This is a genomic window from Streptomyces sp. WM6378 (assembly GCF_001279695.1).
In the GTDB taxonomy this organism is placed as follows: Bacteria; Actinomycetota; Actinomycetes; order Streptomycetales; family Streptomycetaceae; genus Streptomyces.
This window is the reverse complement of record NZ_LGDD01000120.1, coordinates 91,167-109,207: the sequence shown is the minus strand read 5'-3', so window position 1 is coordinate 109,207 and position 18,041 is coordinate 91,167. Positions and strand designations below refer to the sequence as shown.

The 18,041-nt window shown below is 71.2% G+C and carries 15 protein-coding genes; 5 read left to right on the top strand and 10 right to left on the bottom strand.

What is annotated here, in order from left to right; genetic code table 11:
• Window positions 1-68 precede the first annotated feature (68 nt).
• Window positions 69-542, bottom strand: a complete 474-nt coding sequence (locus tag ADK54_RS12385) for an ATP-binding protein (protein WP_053725637.1) — start codon at window positions 540-542, stop codon at window positions 69-71.
• A 207-nt stretch (window positions 543-749) separates the two neighbouring features.
• On the opposite strand from ADK54_RS12385, the gene ADK54_RS12380 reads away from it, so the two are divergent.
• The 3 genes from ADK54_RS12380 (at window position 750) to ADK54_RS12370 (ending at window position 2,752) form a co-directional block, all read left to right on the top strand.
• Window positions 750-1,610: a helix-turn-helix domain-containing protein gene (locus tag ADK54_RS12380; RefSeq protein WP_053725636.1), complete on the top strand. Its 861-nt coding sequence runs from the start codon at window positions 750-752 to the stop codon at window positions 1,608-1,610.
• A complete protein-coding gene (locus ADK54_RS12375) occupies window positions 1,611-1,877 on the top strand; it encodes a DUF397 domain-containing protein (RefSeq protein ID WP_053725635.1) in 267 nt (88 codons plus the stop codon).
• Window positions 1,878-1,945: 68 nt separating this feature from the next.
• Window positions 1,946-2,752 (top strand): SAM-dependent methyltransferase, encoded by an 807-nt coding sequence (locus ADK54_RS12370; protein WP_053725634.1) that lies wholly within the window; start codon window positions 1,946-1,948, stop codon window positions 2,750-2,752.
• A 32-nt stretch (window positions 2,753-2,784) separates the two neighbouring features.
• On the opposite strand, the gene ADK54_RS12365 is transcribed toward ADK54_RS12370, so the two are convergent.
• From ADK54_RS12365 to ADK54_RS12345, 5 genes are all read right to left on the bottom strand, one after another.
• Window positions 2,785-4,560, bottom strand: a complete 1,776-nt coding sequence (locus ADK54_RS12365; RefSeq protein ID WP_053725633.1) for a hydroxysqualene dehydroxylase — start codon at window positions 4,558-4,560, stop codon at window positions 2,785-2,787.
• Window positions 4,561-4,660: 100 nt separating this feature from the next.
• Window positions 4,661-5,320 (bottom strand): hypothetical protein, encoded by a 660-nt coding sequence (locus ADK54_RS12360; protein WP_053725632.1) that lies wholly within the window; start codon window positions 5,318-5,320, stop codon window positions 4,661-4,663.
• A gap of 174 nt (window positions 5,321-5,494) precedes the next feature.
• Complete coding sequence (locus tag ADK54_RS12355) at window positions 5,495-6,529, bottom strand: alpha/beta fold hydrolase (protein WP_078966326.1); 1,035 nt, start codon at window positions 6,527-6,529, stop codon at window positions 5,495-5,497.
• Window positions 6,530-6,578: 49 nt separating this feature from the next.
• On the bottom strand, window positions 6,579-7,187 hold the full coding sequence (locus ADK54_RS12350) for a GOLPH3/VPS74 family protein (protein WP_053725631.1): 609 nt from the start codon (window positions 7,185-7,187) through the stop codon (window positions 6,579-6,581).
• Between the two features lie 96 nt (window positions 7,188-7,283).
• Window positions 7,284-8,531: a hypothetical protein gene (locus ADK54_RS12345; RefSeq protein ID WP_234392024.1), complete on the bottom strand. Its 1,248-nt coding sequence runs from the start codon at window positions 8,529-8,531 to the stop codon at window positions 7,284-7,286.
• 620 nt (window positions 8,532-9,151) lie between these two features.
• On the opposite strand from ADK54_RS12345, the gene ADK54_RS12340 reads away from it, so the two are divergent.
• Complete coding sequence (locus tag ADK54_RS12340; RefSeq protein WP_053725630.1) at window positions 9,152-9,571, top strand: YchJ family protein; 420 nt, start codon at window positions 9,152-9,154, stop codon at window positions 9,569-9,571.
• Here ADK54_RS12340 and ADK54_RS12335 read toward each other — a convergent pair.
• Window positions 9,544-12,432 carry a glycoside hydrolase family 2 TIM barrel-domain containing protein gene (locus ADK54_RS12335; protein WP_053725629.1) on the bottom strand — a complete coding sequence of 963 codons (2,889 nt, stop codon included), beginning with the start codon at window positions 12,430-12,432 and terminating at the stop codon, window positions 9,544-9,546. The two genes, ADK54_RS12340 and ADK54_RS12335, sit on opposite strands and share 28 nt — an antisense overlap.
• 206 nt (window positions 12,433-12,638) lie before the next feature.
• On the opposite strand from ADK54_RS12335, the gene ADK54_RS12330 reads away from it, so the two are divergent.
• Complete coding sequence (locus tag ADK54_RS12330; protein ID WP_078966325.1) at window positions 12,639-13,868, top strand: FAD-dependent oxidoreductase; 1,230 nt, start codon at window positions 12,639-12,641, stop codon at window positions 13,866-13,868.
• A 15-nt stretch (window positions 13,869-13,883) separates the two neighbouring features.
• On the opposite strand, the gene ADK54_RS12325 is transcribed toward ADK54_RS12330, so the two are convergent.
• The 3 genes from ADK54_RS12325 to ADK54_RS12315 form a co-directional block, all read right to left on the bottom strand.
• Window positions 13,884-14,501, bottom strand: a complete 618-nt coding sequence (locus ADK54_RS12325; RefSeq protein WP_053725627.1) for a TetR/AcrR family transcriptional regulator — start codon at window positions 14,499-14,501, stop codon at window positions 13,884-13,886.
• A gap of 83 nt (window positions 14,502-14,584) precedes the next feature.
• Window positions 14,585-16,657 carry an MDR family MFS transporter gene (locus ADK54_RS12320; protein WP_053725626.1) on the bottom strand — a complete coding sequence of 691 codons (2,073 nt, stop codon included), beginning with the start codon at window positions 16,655-16,657 and terminating at the stop codon, window positions 14,585-14,587.
• A 73-nt stretch (window positions 16,658-16,730) separates the two neighbouring features.
• Complete coding sequence (locus ADK54_RS12315) at window positions 16,731-17,729, bottom strand: urea transporter (protein ID WP_053725625.1); 999 nt, start codon at window positions 17,727-17,729, stop codon at window positions 16,731-16,733.
• Window positions 17,730-18,041: the final 312 nt, after the last annotated feature.

The window sequence follows — 18,041 nt, the reverse complement described above, 5'->3', positions numbered from 1 at the left end:
GGCGGATCCGGACCCATCGGGTCGCGGGCCCTGTCGCCCGGACCGGGGTCCCCAAGGAAGCTTTTCTCTCAGCACGGCCGGCCCGCCTTGCCGGGCCCGCCGTGCGCGAGCTCGGCCCAGACGATCCGGCCGGGCCCGTACGGGGCGTCGTGCGTGCCCCACGCGCTGCTCACCGCGTCCACGAGCAGCAGCCCGCGTCCGCGCTCCTCCTCGTCGTCCGAATAACAAAGGCGTGGGCCCGCGGAGCCGCAGCCCAGGTCCCTGACCGCTATCCGCAACGCCCGCTGGAGATCGGTGAGTTCGCACAGTATGTGGTCGCCCGCCGTGTGCACGACGGCGTTGGTGACGAGCTCCGAGATCACCAGGGCGGCGGTCTCGTGAAGGTCCTCGTGGTGCCCCCACCCGGTCAGCATGTCCTTGCTGCGCCGCCGGGCGAGAGAGACCGAATCGGTACGAGCCGGCACGTCGAAGGCGTACCGCCGCACAGCGGTCCCGGAAGGTGCGCCTGTCAGCTGGGGGATGAGCGCGTTACCAGGAGCCACGACCGGAATCCTCACAGTGGGGAAGCAGCACCCGGCACGGCCTCCCCCAAGGCTGTGCACGAACACCGCGTGTGAACTGGTTCACCCGACCTACCTTGTACCCGCGGCGGACACTTGGCAAGGGGCACTCTGAAAATTGCAGAGTGCCGTTCTCCTCTCTGCAACGACATGGCACACTGCTCGCAACAGCGCGTGGGGAGGTCTGAAGTGAGTGAACCCCGGTCCGCCCCGACCGTGGGCCAGGTCGTGCTGGGCAGACGCCTGCAGGACCTGCGCGAGCGGGCCGGCCTCAGGCGCGAGGAAGCGGCCAAGGTGCTGCGGGTGGCCCCGGCCACCGTCCGGCGCATGGAGATGGCCGAGGTTTCCCTCAAAATCCCTTACGTGGTCCTGCTGTTGAAGGCGTACGGGATCGGCGACGGGGAGGCGGAAGGTTTCATCGCCCTGGCCGAGGAGGCCAACAAGCCGGGCTGGTGGCAGCGCTTCCACGACATCCTGCCCGACTGGTTCAGCATGTACGTCAGCCTGGAGGGCGCGGCCTCGCTGATCAGGTCGTACGAGCCGCACTTCGTGCCCGGGCTGCTGCAGACCGAGGAGTACGCCCGCCACGTGATGCGCAGCGGGGCACTCGGCGCCACCAGCGAGGCCGACATCGACCGGCACGTGGCGCTGCGCATGGAGCGCCAGTCGCTGCTCACTCGAAAGGACGCCCCGCGACTGTGGGTCGTCATGGACGAGACCGTGCTGCGCCGCCCGGTCGGCTCGCCGCAGGTGATGCGGGACCAGATCGACCGCCTCCTGGAGGCGTCGACGCTGCCCACCGTCACCGTGCAGCTGGCCGAGTTCGCCTCCGGGCACCATCCGGGGACGTACGGGCCCTTCGTCCTCTTCCGCTTCGCCGTGCCCGAACTGCCGGACATGGTCTACAGCGAGTACCTGACCGGCGCCGTCTACCTCGACGCGCGCCCCGAGGTGGCCACCCACCTGGAGGTCATGGACCGCATGGCGGCTCAGGCCGCCACTGCACAACGCACGAAGGAGATCCTCAAGGATCTCCGCAAGGAGCTGTGAATGGATCACATATACGACGGCGGGCCGGCGGACGGGCACATCTACAACGGCATGCCCGCCACCGAACTCGGCGCCGAGGGCTGGCACAAGCCGTGGAGCGGCGGCAACGGCGGCAACTGCTTCGAGGCCATGAAGCTGGCCGACGGCCGGGTCGCGGTGCGCCAGTCGGCCGACCCCGAGGGGCCGGCGCTGATCTACACCCCCGGTGAGATCGCCGCCTTCATCCAGGGCGCGAAGTCCGGCCAGGCCGACTTCCTGCTGACGTGATCCCAGCTCACCCCCAACTGCCTTGATTCCCCCACCTGTTCACTGACCTTCATCCCCATGGAGCGCGCATGACCGGGCAAGACCGCACCGCCGTGACGATCGACACGAGCAAGCCCCATCCGGCCCGGGTGTACGACTGGTTCCTCGGCGGCAAGGACAACTACCCGGTCGACGAGGCGCTCGCCGAGCAGCTGCTCGCCCTCGACTCGCGAGGCCGCGACATCGCGCGGGTCAACCGGGCCTTCATGCACCGCGCCACACGCTGGCTCGCCGAACAGGGCGTACGCCAGTTCCTGGACATCGGCACCGGCATCCCCACCGAGCCCAACCTCCACCAGGTCGCCCAGCGCACCGCGAGCGACGCCCGCATCGTGTACGCGGACAACGACCCGATCGTGCTGCGGCACGCGGAGGCCCTGCTGCGCTCCACCCCCGACGGCGTCACCGAGTACATCCAGGCCGACGTCCGCGAACCCGAGCGCATCCTCGAACTGGCCCGGGACACCCTGGACTTCGAGCGTCCGGTGGCCCTCTCGCTGATCGCGCTGACCCACTTCATCGGGGATGACGACGATGTGTACGGCATCGTCGACCGCCTCCTCGACGTCCTCGCGCCGGGCAGTTTTCTGGTGCTCTCGCAGATCACCGGAGACTTCGACCCGGAGAGCGCGGCCCGTGCCGTGGAGCTCTACAAGGGCGGCGGCGTCACCCTGCGCCCGCGCACCAAGGCCGAGGTCGCCCGGTTCTTCGACGGCCGCGAACTGACCGCCCCGGGCGTCGGCCTGGCCGCGGCCTGGCACCCGGACCTTGGCGAGCCGGGGGCCGAGGGCGACGACACCATTCCGGTGTACTCGGGCGTGGCGCGGAAGGTGTGAGGGCGCGGGGCGGCTCCCCGCGCCCGCCCCGCTCACCCCACGTCGAAGACGTTCGGCAGGCCGAGCCGGTGGCGCAGCCGGTCGTTCCCCTTCAGGAAGTCGAGCTCCGGCGCGCTGTACAGCGGGGTCACCGTGCAGCGCGGCGCCGTCGAACCCACCCTGTCCAGAAGGGCGTTGGCGGCCAGCCGGCCCGAGGTGTTGGCGCCCTCCATCGTGGCCAGGTCGATGGGGACGGCCACGTAGTCTCCCGCCAGATAGAAGTTGGGGATCTTCGTGGCGGCCGACGGGCGGTTGTGGAAGGTGCCGGTGGGGTGAATGAGCAGCTCGTCCTCGTTCTGCGGGTTCGGCGTCCCGATCCCCGAGACGCCCGGGTCCAGGAACCAGGAGTGCAGCTTGGAGTCGCTGAGGACCGTCTTGCCGGTGTCGTTGAGCGCGGCCTTCAGCTGCGCCCACACCTCGCACGCGACCTCCTCGCGGGTGCACTGCTTGGCCGTCTTCCCGTACAGGATCCCGGGCTTGTCCCATTCGGAGATGTCGACCGAGAGGCAGTCGGCGACCGTCCCGTCGCCGTAGTCGGCGGCGAAGGGGTGCCGCGGCCAGTGCTCGGCCTGCGCTATGGCGGTCAGCGACCACTGAGAGTCGATGCAGTCGACGTGCCCGTGCACGATGTCGGGCCGCTCGGTCAGATAGAACTGAATGCCCGTCATCCAGTCGGTGCGCAGCTGGTCGCAGCGCGCCAACTGCGGGTCGGCTTCCCGCATCGCCGCACTCCAGGTGGGCCGCGCGTGCTCCACGGGAAGCGCCGAGACGTAGTGGTCGGCGGTGACGGTCCGGACGGCTCCGCCCTCGTCCTCGACCTGAACCCCCGTCACCATGCCATTGCCGTACGTGACTTCGCGTACGGTCCAGCCCACCTTGAACTCGACGCCCAGTGAACGGAGTTGAGTGACCCACGGGTCGATCCAGGCCTCGTTGGTGGGCGCGTTCAGGATGCGGTCGAGGGGGCCGTCCGCGCCCCGGCCAAGGGCGTTGAATATGAAGGCTTCGAGCAGGCTGCCCACCGTGCGGGTGCTGGCCTCCTCGGCCTTGGTCGCCACGATGTTGCGGGTGACGCCGACGGCGAGGATGCGCTGGTAGTCGTAACTCATCTGCGCGGCCCGGGTGAACGTCCACCAGGGCGTGGTCTCCCACTGGTTGTCGCGGCGCTCCTGGCAGCTGGTGAGGAAGACCGCGAGCCGGTCCACGAAGTAGGCGACCTCGCGGGCGGGCAGCCGCTGGAAGGTGCCGAGCACTCCGGTCAGGGCGCGGCGGATGTCGTCGAGGGTGAGCGGCTGGGGCATGCCGGCCCCGGGCATCGGCAGCCGCAGATCCTCCTGGCCGGTCCGCGCGAACATCATTTCCTTCGGCGCCACCAGGTTGTCCCAGACGCCGTGCTGGTTGCCGGGGAACGGGATCCGCCGCATCGTGTCCGGCAGGTTGTGATAAATGCCGGGGATGAACCGGAAGCCGTGCTCGGCGGGCAGCGGCTTGCGGCCGCCCTTGGCGCTGTCCGGCACGTCCATGGAGCGGGCCTTGCCGCCGAGCGCCCGGCGCTCGAAGAGCGTCACCCGGAACCCGCGCTCGGCGAGCTCATGGGCGGCCGTAAGCCCGGCGACCCCGCCGCCGAGCACGGCCACGCTCTGGCCGCCCGCCGCCGATGGGCTCGGCGCGGCCGAGGCGGCGGGCGCCTCGACCCCGAGGGCTGCCACCGCGCCCGCCGCCGCCGTACCCGCGACAAAAGTCCGTCTCGTACTGCCCGTGCGCGCCACAGTGCTCCCTATTACCGGTGGTAACGGTCACGTCCGGCGCAGGAGCATACGGTCGCCGCGTCGATCTCGGAAGACGGACCGGGCGTCCAGCCGGCGGCGATTATGAGACGAACTCCTCGTCTCCGTAACGGACTTGGGCCTTGTTCCAGTCGACGCCCAGCGACTTGGTGAACTTCTGGGCCAGCGGCAGATCGGCGAGCGGGGCGATGAGGGTGAGCCGCCCGTCGAGGGTGACCGAGCCGCCGCCGAGCTCGTCGCGGGCCTCCGGGTTCGCGACCAGCGCGTCATGCAGCCGCGTCGCGGACACGCCGGGCGCCTGGATCTCGACCGCGTCGGTCTCCGGCGAGGTACGCGGCAGGCAGCGGAAGGTCAGCACCGACTCCTGGTGGTACTGCTTGGCGATGACCCCGGCGATGTGGTGAAGGCCGTCGCGGCCGACCCGGTTGACGTCGAACTCGCGCGAGCGCTCATAGGTGGTCTGCTTCAGGTCACCGGACCAGAAGACGCCGTCGAGCAGCTTCGACGCGCCGGGACGGGCTCCGTTAGCGCGGACGATCCCGCGTACTTCGTGGTCGAAGCGCGTGAGCTGGGTCCTGAGGCGCGGGTCGGCCGGATCGGTGATGATCGCGGTGTTGTTCGTGGCGAAGATCTCTGCCGTCGGGCAGCCGGGCGCCGCCGTGGCAGCCTGCGCGGTTCCGGCTCCCGCCACTCCCAGCGTCAGGGCCCCCACCGCGACCAGGACGCGCAACCTCTGCTTCATGCCTCAACTCCCTGCCCAATGGCTCACGTTGCTGCGCCTCGGGCGCATCTGGATCACGGTAGGGGTTCTGACGCAGGGTTAATGGAGGTAACTCCATGTATGGCTGATAACGAGTGGTGTGCCGGCGGGCTGCCCGCCGGTATGGCGCGGTGGGCGGGCGTACGGAGTTCGGGATCAGAGTGTGTCGGCGTCGGTGATCGCCTGTGTGAAGGCTTCGGGGGCTTCCTGGGGCACGTTGTGGCCGATGCCCTTGAGGGTGCGGTGGTCGTACGAGCCGGTGAAGTGATCGCGGTAGGCGGTGCCGTCGCCGGGAGGCGTGAAAGGGTCCAGCTCGCCGTCCAGGGTGACCGTGGGCGTCGCGATGGCGGGGCCTTGGGCGAGCCGCTGTTCGAGGTGGTCGTAACGGGGGTCGCCATCGGCCAGGCCCAGTCGCCACCGGTAGTTGTGGATCACGATGGGGACCCAGTCGGGGTTGTCGAAGGACGCGGCTGTGCGGTCGAAGGTCGGGTCGTCGAACTGCCACGTCGGGGAGACGTTCCGCCAGATGAGCTTCGCGAACGCGTGCCTGTTCTCTTCGAGGCCGAGCCGCCCCCGTTCCGTCGCGAAGTAGTACTGGTACCACCAGGACCACTCGGCCTCGGGCGCCAGCGGAGCCTTGTTGCGCTCGCGGTTGGTGATCAGATAGCCGGTCACGGAGACGAGGGCCTTGCAGCGCCGCGGCCAGAGCGCCGCGATGATGTCGGCGGTCCGCGCTCCCCAGTCGAAGCCGGCGAGCACCGCCCTCTCGATCCTCAGCGCGTCCATCAGCGCGACGATGTCGAGCGCGACCGCCGCCTGCTGAGCGTTGCGGAACGCCTTGTCCGAGCGGAACCGCGTGGTGCCGTGACCGCGCAGGTGCGGGACGATCACCCGGTATCCGCAGGCCGCGAGCAACGGCGCCACCTCGGCATAGCTGTGAATGTCGTACGGCCAGCCGTGCAGCAGCACGACCGCGGGACCGCGCGCGGGTCCGGCCTCGACGTATCCGATGTTCAGAGCTCCGGCATCGATCTGCTTGAGCGGGCCGAAGGGGGCGACGGGCCGTGGGGAGGCGACGGGGAGCTCCGTATCGGCACTCGCCGCGGCCGATGTCGCCGGAAGTGCCAGCGAGGCTCCGGCCGTTCCCGCGCCCAGCAGCCTGGAAAACGTACGCCTGTCGATGACGTTCACCTCTCTCGGAGGACGTGCGCCGAAAGGAGCGGCGTGGCTCACCGCCGGGTCACTGGCCTCGCCACACGTTGTCGAAGGCGGCGTCCTCGATGCTGCGCCGCTGGCGGACGCCCGCCAGTTCCGTCACCGCTTCGTCGACGGCGGCCAGCACGGTCACGACCGCGTCGCCGGTGCGGTCCGCGAGCTCCTCGGGGGGCTCGTCGCGGAGCCGGGCGGCGGCCGCCAGACCGGTGAGAACGGGCTCGCCCGAGGCCCAGCGCTGCACCGCGCGACGCCGCTCGGGCGAGTCGGCCAGTGCCGTCCGGCCGGTGCTCAGCGGAATCCAGCGCCGGTGCTGCCGGGTGACACCTCCGTCGGTCTCCAGGGCGGCGAGGTAGGCCGCGTACAGGCCACGCCCCCGGCGCCACAGCCAGTCCTCGACGGACTCGTACGGTGTCTGCCGGGCGAGGGCCGCCGCCGCTTCGGTCAACTGCCGGTCACCCAGCTCGCGCGCGAGACCGGGGACGATGCGGTCGCCGTCCAGGGTGAGGATCTCGGCGTCGGCGAGATCGAGCAGCTCGGCGCCGGCGAGGGCCAGTGAGAGGTCGCCCTGCTCGACGGGGCGGTCGGCGGCGGTGCCATCCATGCTGACGATCAGCAGGTCCCGTGCTGTGGTCATGCGCGGATCCTAGTGAGCCAGGGACGGCACGGGGAGTGCGCCTCACCGTCGGCGCGCATCCCGGCCAAGTGGGCGCCAGTCGTGATCACCGGGCGGTCAGATGGCGTAGTGCCAGGTGGTGAGCATGTAGGCGCCGTACCAGGAGCCGAACAGGGAAGCCGCGGTCAAGGTGATGGCCGCAGTGCGCGGGCGGGCGTGGCTGAGGGCGCGGGAGAGGGGGACGAGGAAGATCAGGGCGGGGACCACGAGGCGGAGTTTGGAGTGGTAGTAGTTGCTCTGCCCAAGGGTGAGGACGAGGATCGCGGTGCCGTAGATCAGGAGCGGTGGCCAGGTGCCGCGCTGCCAGGCGAGGACGGTGGCGACGATGAGCGCGAGGAGCAGCACGGCCGTGCTGACGGGGACCCAGCCGTCGGCCTCGGTGAACGCGTGGCCGAGGAAGTGCCAGAACGAGCTGCCGTTGTCCCAGCGGGTGTCCCAGCCGGCCTGTTGGATGGTGAACCAGGCGTCGGCCTTGTGGAGGCGCTGGCCCACCCACCACAGGTAGGCCGGGGTGCCGGTGCAGGCCAGGGCGATGGCGGCGAGGGGGCGCCAGGTCACGCGGCGCTCGCGCATCAGGTGCAGGACGACGGCGGCGACCAGGGCCGCGGCCACGGCTGCGGCGGCGGGCCGGGTCAGCCCCGTCAGGAAGGCGAAGGTTCCGGCGGTGAGCCATGCCTTGCGGTGGGCGGCCACGAGGGTGGCGGCGGCCAGGGCCAGGAACAGGGACTCGCTGTACGCCATGAGGAAGGCCAGCGCCATGGGCTGGGCGCAGGCCAGCAGGATGGTGGCGACGGTGGCGGTGCGGCGGTCGTAGAGCCGGCTCACCAGGAGGTGGACGGCGACGAGTGCGGCGATCATCGCGAGGTGGGCGGCGACCAGGGCGGCGGTGCCGTAGCCGAGGCCGGTCAGGGCGTGGACGGTGCGGATCAGCGCCGGGTAGGCCGGGAAGAAGGCCAGGTTGTTGCCGACGAGCTTTCCGTCGGCGTCATGGGTGAAGCTGTCGGGATAGCCGTTCTGTGCGATGGACCGGTAGAGGTCGCCGTCCCAGGAGAGCAGCTTGTCGTGGACGCCGGGTGCGCCGGGCGGGCTCATGACCGCAAGCAGTACGAGGTGCAGGACGGCGGAGGTCGCGTAGATCGCCAGCGCGGGCCGGATCGCGTACCAGGCTCTGTGCGGCCAGGTGTTCTTGGCGGGTGTGCGGGGCGTGCCGTCGGGCGGACGGGTGGTCGTGGCGGCGGGAGCGGTGTGCTGGGCCTGCGGCGGTATTCGCTGGGCGCCGATCGCCGTGGTCGTCGAAGTCTTCATGAGGCTTTCTTGGTAGGCGGTCGGCGTGGCCGGGTGCTGAGGGACGCGGTCGGGCGGGTCGGCTGGTCGCTTCCGTAGCGCGGCGCGGCGCACAGACGCCGCCGTACGGCCGGCGGGCCCAGGCCCACTGGCTCGACGCCGGTCGCGGGGCACGGCCCGCCGGCGGCCCGTGGAGCCGAGGCGGTGCGGCACTCGGTGAACTCCTCCTCGGTCAACAGCAGCCCAGCTCCTCGCGTGATCGGTCCTTTGTCATGCCTACGCCTGGGAGGGGGAGCTTGGTTGGCACACGAGACGCACATCACACACGCGGCGCCCGCTCGTGAGCTCGGCTCCGTCCCGAGGCCGGCGACCAGGAACGGGCCCGGGACACCTGTCGCGCCGGGGCACCGAGCCGGTGCCCCGGCCTGCTGGTGCGCCCCGCCGCGTGGCGGCCAGTGAGACACGCGAAGGCGCCCCGCGAGACACGAGAAGGCCCGCCGTCGCGACCCCCACCACGCCTGGATCATCCCATTGCCCCTTTTTGCGGACTCACCCGGGCCGCGTCCATGCCGACGGGAAGGCGGCCGCACGCAGCCCGATGGCGATGCCGCGGAGGGGGACCCCTGTGATCAGATAAGGGCATGTCCCGTCGCACCAAGCGCCCCGCACGGCCCGCCGTCCCCACGTCCTGCCCCTGCGGGCTGCCCGCCGCCTATGCCCAGTGCTGCGGCCGCTACCACTCGGGCGCTGCCGCCGCCCCCACCGCCGAGGCGCTGATGCGCTCGCGGTTCAGCGCCTTCGCGGTGCAGGACGGGCCGTACCTGTTGCGCACCTGGCACCCGGACACCCGGCCCGCCGAGATCGACTTCGACGCCGGCATGCGCTGGACCCGCCTGGAGATCCTGGACACCGCCGACGGCAGCGCCTTCCACTCCACCGGCACGGTCACCTTCCGGGCGCACTACACCCACGGCGGCGAGGCCGGCTCCCTGCACGAGCGGAGCCGGTTCTCGCGGGTCGACGGCGCCTGGGTCTACCTCGACGCGATCTTCACCGAATGACCCACCGGACTGAAGACGAACCCGAACTCGGCCTCTCCTACCCGTAGTTGATACTCAGTCAGTACGCCCGGACCGCATGACGCCGAGCCGATCCCGTGCATCGCGTGGTCCAGGTTGAGCCAGACGCGGTCGCCGGGGGCCAGGTCGGGCAGGTGCCGGGCCGAGGTCAGCTCCTCGCTCGTCCAGGGCCGGGCGGTGAACCAGAACTCCGGTTCGCCCTCGATCCGCAACCCCCTTCGCCCGTCGCCGAGTTCGGCCCACCGGACCTCGGCGCGGGCCCCGTTCTCCTGCGGCCGCACGTACGGCGTCTGCATCGCCTCGACGGACATGGCCCAGCGGCCGACGCGGGCGGCGCGCCGGGTGTCCGGATACGCCTCGCCGGGCCCCGCGCCGAACCACTCGGCCCGTCCGTACGTGCCCGGCAACCCCATCCGTACGCCGAGCCGGGGCAGCGGCAGCGTCCACGTGCCCTCGGGGGTGACCGAGACCGCGAGCCGCACCCGATCCGCGTCGGCGCTCCAGGCGTACGTCACCCGGAGCCCCAGATCCGACCCGGCGGGCGCCACCCGTGAGCGCACGACGAACCGGTCATCCCTCAACTCGATGCCGTCCAGGCGGTGTTGCATGCGGTCGAGGCCCAGCTCGCGCCACCGCCGGGCGTGCTGCTCCTGCGGCGCCCAGGCCGCACCCGCGTCGTTGTCGGTCGGCGCACGCCACACATCGAGCCGCGGCCCGTCCACCGGGATGCCGCCGAGCTCCGTGAGCAGACCGGTCCGGCTGTCGAAGGCGGCCGGACCGAGCGTGACCCGGTGGCCCGCACGGACCGGGGCCGTCCCCACGGCGGGGGCCGGCGCCGGGCGCGGCACCACCGGAAGCTGGCCCCACGCGATCTCGTGCCCGCGCGGCGCCCAGGGCGTGTCCCGCGCGAGGACCGCCCGTACCGTCCAGCACGCCTCGCGCGAGGCGTCGGCGACCGGCGGCGGGTCCAGTTTCAGCTCCACGCTCCCACCGGGTGCGAGGTCGGGAACGGCGAGCGGCCCCGAGGCCACCGCCTCGCCCTCCGCCTCGTACGACCAGTCGAAGGAGAGATGCGAAAGCCCGCTGAAATCATGGCAGTTGGTGATGTGCAGCGTGCCTGCCGTGCCATCCCCGGCGAACCTGACCGGCTCGATCACCTTCTTGTACTCGACGAGCCCGGGGGAGGGGGTGCGGTCGGGGAACAGGAGGCCGTCGCAGACGAAGTTGCCGTCGTGGAGCGCCTCGCCGAAGTCGCCGCCGTAGGCGTGGCCCAGCTCGGGGTGGGCCAGACCGTGGTCGATCCACTCCCAGACGAACCCGCCCTGGCAGCGCTCGTAGGTCTCGAACAGGTCCTGGTACTCCGTGAGACCGCCGGGCCCGTTGCCCATCGCGTGCCCGTACTCGCAGAGGATGAAGGGGAGTTGGGCCCTCTCGGCCGGCCCGTCCGTGTCCTCGTGGCGGCCGATCCGGCCGGTCTCCTCCTGCGAGGCGTACATGCGGGAGTACACATCGGTGTCCCGGCACGAGCGGTCGCCCTCGTAGTGGATCGGGCGGCCCGGGTCGCGGTCGCGTATCCAGTCGGCCATGGCGCCCAGGCCCTGCCCGGTGCCGCACTCGTTGCCGAGCGACCAGAGCACCACCGAGGGATGGTTCTTGTCGCGCTCGACCATGCGGGCCGCGCGGTCCAGGAGGGCGGGCGTCCAGCGGGGGTCGTCGACCGGGTTGCCGCGCCAGCCCACCTCCTCGAAGCCGTGCGTCTCCAGGTCGCACTCGTCGACCACCCACAGGCCCAGCTCGTCGCAGAGGTCCAGGAACGCGGGGTGCGGCGGATAGTGGCTGGTGCGTACGGCGTTGATGTTGTGCCGCTTCATGAGGACCAGGTCCTCGCGCATGGTGGCGAGGTCGAGGGTGCGGCCCGTCCCGGGGTGGAACTCGTGCCGGTTGACCCCGCGGAACAGGATCCGGCGCCCGTTGACCTTGAGGAGGCCGTCCTCGACCGCGACCGTGCGGAATCCGATCCGCAGACGAACGCGCTCTCCGGGCGTGATCAGCTCGGCCGCGTACAGCCGGGGCGTCTCGGCCGTCCACGGCTCGACGGGGACGAGAGCGCTCTCACCGGTGGCGAGGTCGAGCCCCAGCTCCGGGACGAGCACCCGCCCCGGGACCGCGCTCTCGACGCGCAGCGCGCCCCGGCCCGTGCGGTGGTCGTAGGACGAGTGCACGAAGAAGTCGCCGGCCGCGCCCGGGGGCCGGTGCAGCAGGGTCACCTCGCGGAAGATGCCCGGCAGCCACCACTGGTCCTGGTCCTCCAAGTAGCTGCCGGCCGACCACTGGTGGACCCGCACGGCCAGGACGTTGCCGTGCGGCCGGAGCAGCGCGCCGACCTCGAACTCGTGGGGCAGCCGGCTGCCCATGAAGGTGCCGAGCTCGGCGCCGTTCAGCCAGAGACGGGCGCAGGACTCGACCCCGTCGAACCGCAGCAGCACCTCGCCGTCGGCCCGCATCGCGTCCGGCACGTCGAAGGTGCGCAGGTGGTCGCCGGTCGGATTCTCGGTGGGCACGCGCGGGGGATCGACGGGGAAGGGGTAGCGGACGTTGGTGTAGGCCGGGCTGCCGTGCCCCTGGAGCACCCAGTGGCCCGGCACGGCGAGCTCGGCCCAGCCGGACGCGTCGTACCCGGGCGCGGCGAACGAGGTGTCCTCGCCGTCGGCCGTCGGGGACAGCCGGAACCGCCACGTCCCGTTGAGCGGGAGGCGTGCCGCGTCGGAGGCGGCGAACCAGGCGCGCGGCTGCAACGGGCCGGTGCCGGGCGACGGTTCCTCGTACCAGGGTGCAGTGCTCATGAATCTCCTTCACGGGGACTTGGGGAAGATCCTCGGCCGTACCGGCCGGTCGAGGAAGCCCCCGCGGCGGGACAGTTCCACCCGCGGCCGTGCGCATCCTCCGACGTGGCTGCCTACCGATCGATCAGATTGCTGACCGATCGGTTAGAGTCGAGTCCAGTGGCATCGAGGGAGAGGGAGTGGTGAACGTGGGGGCTGCGGAGCCTGTGCACCGCACGACCTGTTGCATCGTCGGCGGGGGACCGGCGGGGATGATGCTCGGACTGCTGCTCGCCAGAGCCGGTCTCGACGTGACGGTCCTGGAGAAACACGGGGACTTCCTGCGGGACTTCAGGGGCGACACCGTCCACCCCTCGACCCTGCGCCTCCTGGACGAACTCGGCCTCGGGGAGCGCTTCGCGGCGCTGCCCGCGCGCAGGCTGGAGGAGATGCGGATGGAGATCGGCGGCACGACCGTCGTCATGGCCGACTTCCGCCGCATCCCCGGCCCGCACAAGTACATCGCCATGGTGCCGCAGTGGGACTTCCTCGGCCTGCTCGCCGAAGCGGCTGCCGAGGAACCGTCGTTCACGCTGCGCATGCGCACCGCCGTGACCGCCCTGCGCACCGAGGGCGGCCGCGTCACAGGCGTGCGGTACGTGGACGAGCGCGGCAGGCCCGGCGAGCTGGCCGCCGAGCTCACGGTGGCCTGCGACGGGCGGGACTCGGTGGTGGCCCGCGAAGCCGGGCTGTTCCAGGACGCGTTCGAGGTGCCGATGGACGTCTGGCAGGCGAAGGTGCCCGCGCCCGGGGACGGCGTGCAGGAGGGCCGCGTCTTCGCCCGCTTCGGCGGCGGCCAGGCGGCCGTCACCATGGACCGGGGCGACTACTACCAGACCGCCTACCTGATCCCGAAGGGCCAGGACGCTGCCCTGCGCGGCCACGACATCCAGTGGCTGCGCGACCGCCTGGGTCAACTCTTCGGCTGGGACGCGGAAGTGACCGCCGCGATCCGCTCCTGGGACGAGGTGAAACTGCTCGACGTGACCATGGGGCGGCTGCCCCGCTGGCACCGGGACGGACTGCTGTGCATCGGTGACGCCGCTCACGCCATGTCCCCGGTGGGTGGCGTGGGCGTCAACCTGGCCGTCCAGGACGCGGTCGCCGCGGCCCGCATCCTCGCTGGGCCGCTGCGCCAACGAAGCGTTACCGCGAGGGAGTTGGAGCGCGTCCAGCGCCGCCGTGGGCTTCCCGTGACTGTCGTGCAGAAGCAGCAGCGCGGCGAGCACGACCTGCTCCTGAAGCCCGCGCTCGACGGGACGCTGCGGGGCGACCGCCTCCCGCTGCCGCTGCGCCTGGTCCGGCGGTTCCCGGTGCTGCGCGGCGTGACCGCGTACCTGGGCGGCATCGGCGTACGGCCCGAGCGCGCACCCCAATTCGCCCGCAGGAATGGGTAGTTTTTTTGGGGGGGCTCAGCGCTCCACGGCGAGCAGCGTGAACGTCACCAGCTCGTCCGCCGCCGCGTCCAGGTCGAGCTCGGGGTGGACGAGCCAGTGCGCGATCACCCCGTCGATCGCGCCGCCGATGGCGAGCGCGACCGTACGGGCGTCGAACTCGCGGAAGCCGCCCGCTTCCTGACCCTTCGTCAGTAGTTCTGCCAGCCCTTGCCGGCGGCCGGCGGTGTCGTGCGAGCCCGGCGTCTTCAGCTTGGTGCCGCCCTGGTCGTCGAGCAGCATCTCGACGATCACCCGCACATGGCGCCGGTTGGCTTCCTGGTAGCCGATCATCGCCCGCACATAGGCGACGAGGGCGGCCTTCGGGTCGTCCTCGCGCTCGACGCGTTCGGTGACGTACGCCATGAACCGTCCGAGCACGTGCGCCAGGGTCGCCTCGGTCAGCTTGTCCTTGGAGGCGTAGTGGTAGAGGACGGCCGCCTTGGAGACGCCGGCCTGTTCGGCGATGGCGGCGAGCGAGGTGGCCGGGTAGCCGCGGGTGGCGATCGAGTCGATGGTGGCCTCGATCAGCTGCCGGCGGCGGGCCTGTTCGGTGAAGGTGAGCCGGTCCGGATCGGGACTCCGACGAGCGGACATCGCGCCACCAACCCCTTGCTCCGAACTCCCTGACCTGCCGGTTCCTGACCGTATCAGGCACTGCGGGGGCGCGGCCCGCGAGCTCAGGAGGGGGCGGCCGCGGCCACCTTCTCGCGGACCGAGGGCAGTCCGTTCGCCAGGTCCTCGGCCATCAGGCGCTTGGCGATGGTGTCCGCGGCGGCGCGGAGTTCCGCGCTGCGCGGGCGGCCGCGGTCCTTCTCCAACTGCTCGTTCAGCCACGCCGACCAGGAGTCGGTGATGGCGCCGACCTCGCGCTCACCGGCCGGGGTGTGCGAGAAGTAGCTGCCCTCGCGGCTGAGGAATCCCTCGTCGACCATCCGCTGGAACACCGGCACGAGGACCTCGGGCGGCACATGGCGGCGGGAGGCGATCAGGCCGAGGCTCGCGTGCCCGACCATGCGCGTGTACTGCTCGACCTGCATGACCGCCCAGGCCCCGGCCACGTCGAGCCGGGTGTCGGAGGAGGCGACGATGCGCCGCGCGGTGTTCATGTCCGCGCCCCGCACGATCTTGCCCACGGCGAGTTCGAGCACCTTCGCGGAGTCGCCCGTGGTCGGCTGCGCGAAGCCCTCGCCCATGTCGGTGGAGGCGGACCGGGCGGTGTCGCGCAGCTCGACCTGTTTGAGGAAGAGCGCCACCAGGAAACCCACCGCGGCGACCGGCACCGTCCACAGGAACACGGTGTGGAGGCTGTCGGAGTACGCCTGCACGATGGGCGCGGCCGTCGCGGGGGGCAGACGGTGCAGCCCGGCCGGGGACTGCGCGGCCTGCCCGAGCTGGGCCGGATTCGCGCCGCCGAGCGTCGCGGCCGCGGCCACCCCGTCCTGGAGGTTCGGTTTGAGGGTGTTGGCGTAGATGGTGCCGAAGACCGCGGTGCCGAACGAGCTGCCGAGCGTACGGAAGAAGGTGACTCCGGACGTCGCCGTGCCCAGGTCGGCGTAGTCGACGGTGTTCTGCACGGCGATGGTGAGGACCTGCATGCACAGCCCGATGCCGAGGCCGAGCACCAACATGTAGAGCGATTCCAGCCACGCGCTGACGCCGGGCCCCATCAGCGAGAGCAGGTAGAGGCCCACCCCCATGACGAGGGCGCCGACGATGGGGAAGATCCGGTACTGGCCGGTCTTGCTCACCACGTTGCCGCTGAAGATCGACGCGATGAGCAGGCCGATGACCATGGGCAGGGTGCGCACGCCCGAGACGGTGGCCGAGTCGCCGTCGACGTACTGGAGATAGGTCGGCAGGAACGTCATCGCGCCCAGCATCGCGAAGCCCACGATGAAGCTGAGGACCGAGCACACCGTGAAGACGGGGTTGCGGAAGAGGCGCATCGGCAGCATCGGTTCGGCGGCCCGGGTCTCCACCCGGCAGAACAGGGCGAGCGCGATCAGACCGCCCGCGAACAGGGCGATGATCGTCGGCGAGCCCCAGGCGAACTCGTTGCCGCCCCAGCTCGTCGCCAGGATCAGGGCGCTGGCCCCGGCCGCGACCAGGCCGATGCCGAGGTAGTCGATGACGGGCTTGCCGACCGAGCGGACCGAAGGGATGTTCCGGGCCGCCGCGATCACCACGAGGATGGCGATGGGAACGTTGACGTAGAACGCCCAGCGCCAGCTCAGGTGGTCGGTGAAGAGCCCGCCGAGCAGCGGCCCGATGACGGTGGAGACGCCGAACACGGCGCCGATGGCGCCCTGGTACTTGCCGCGTTCGCGCAGCGGGATCACATCGGCGATCAGCGCCATCGCGGTCACCATCAGGCCGCCGGCGCCGATGCCCTGGAGCGCCCGCCAGGCGATGAGGAGCGACATGTTCGTCGCCAGACCGCACAGGAACGAACCGGTGATGAAGGTGATCGCGGAGACCTGGAAGACGACCTTGCGGCCGAAGAGGTCGCCGAACTTGCCGACCAGGGCGGTGGCGACGGTCTCCGCCAGAAGGTAGGAAGTGACCACCCACGACATGTGGGCGGCGCCGCCGAGGTCCGAGACGATCGTGGGGAGCGCGGTGCCGACGATGGTCTGGTCGAGCGCGGCGAGCAGCATCCCGAGCATGATCGTCCCGAACACGATGTTCCGCTGCCGGACGTCGAGCACGGGTGGCGCGGACACGGGTGCTGTATCGCTGGCGGTGGTCACACTCGCACCCTCACACCGCCCCAGGTGACACGCATGCCGTGTAGGCCGTGCGAGTGAAGCGCCTCCGGCTCTCTCAGGCGCCTAGGACGACGTCGGAACCGACCGGCTCGGCCGGCGGCAGGACGGCTGGTGGCTCCGTACGGTGAAGCCTCGGCAGCGCCGGTACGGAGGCGACGAACACCAGCGTGGTGAGAACGAACGGCCACGTGAAGGAGTGCCCGCCGGCCGGCGCGAACAGCGCGTTCAGGGCGGGCCCGAGCACGGTGGCCGCAGCCGCGCCGACCACCGCGAAGCCGAGGCTCCAGCGGTCGGCCGCGAGCAGCACCCCGCACAGCGCCATCGCGACCAGCACGGCGTTGTAGCCCATGGTGCCGTCCACGATCCTGGCGGTGGGGGCGCCGAGCGCCCAGGCGGTCACCACGCCGACGGCGCTGCCGACGCAGGCCATCGCCCCCGCCGTGCGGCTGGCCGCGAAGATGCCGATCAGGAAGATCAGGCCGACGTACCACTGCGGCATGAGCAGGATCTGCGCGATGTTCGCGAAGAAGGCGCGGGCCACGTCGTCGACGGCCAGCGCGACCGTCCCCTCGGCGGCGCGGCTCAGCTCGGCCGTCGCAGGACCGCCGTGCCACACCCGCTCGAAGCCGGGCGCCGCGATCGTCATCGCGCTCGCCAGCAGGCAGAAGGGCAGCGTCAGGGTGGGCAGTCCCCAGCCGCGCAGCAGGGTCGCGGCGGCCGCCGTCACCACGGTGGCGACCGCGCAGCCGCCCGCCGCGAGCACCACCGTGGACGGATGGGCGGGGCCGAGGAACACCGCGAAGCCGACCGCGACGAGACATGCGTTGAACCCTTCGAGCCCGGCGGACACCCTGCTCCGGTCCACCCCGAGCAGTTGGGCGGTGCCGGTCCCGATGGCGGTGCCGATCAGCCCGTAGAGGCCGTACTGCCAGCCCGCGATGAACAGCGCGACCGTGAAGATCACCCCGGTCGGCGCGCTCGGCATGAAGTGCACCTGCGCCTGGCCGCGCAGCACGTGTACCGCGAACAGCCTCCCTCGTCGCGCCCGCGGCATCCGCACGTGACCCTCCCCCTGACCATCAAGAAATCAGCCCGTAACGGCCAAGCGCACAGTAAGGGGTGGCATAGGGGACTTAGCAAGGGACATACATCGGCAGAATATGTTGTAAAGACGCCCGAAACTCGCACGGCCGGAAAGGTTTGTATACGACGACAGAGCAGAGGGGACGGTTACGGACGATGGAACGAGCGGGGTCCCGGGCGGCCCCGCCGGACCCCCTCGCTCAAGATCCGGCGGCACGTGGTGGCGGCCGCGTACGCGCCGGAAGGTCTGCGCCAGACGTACCGGACGCACTACGTATGACGA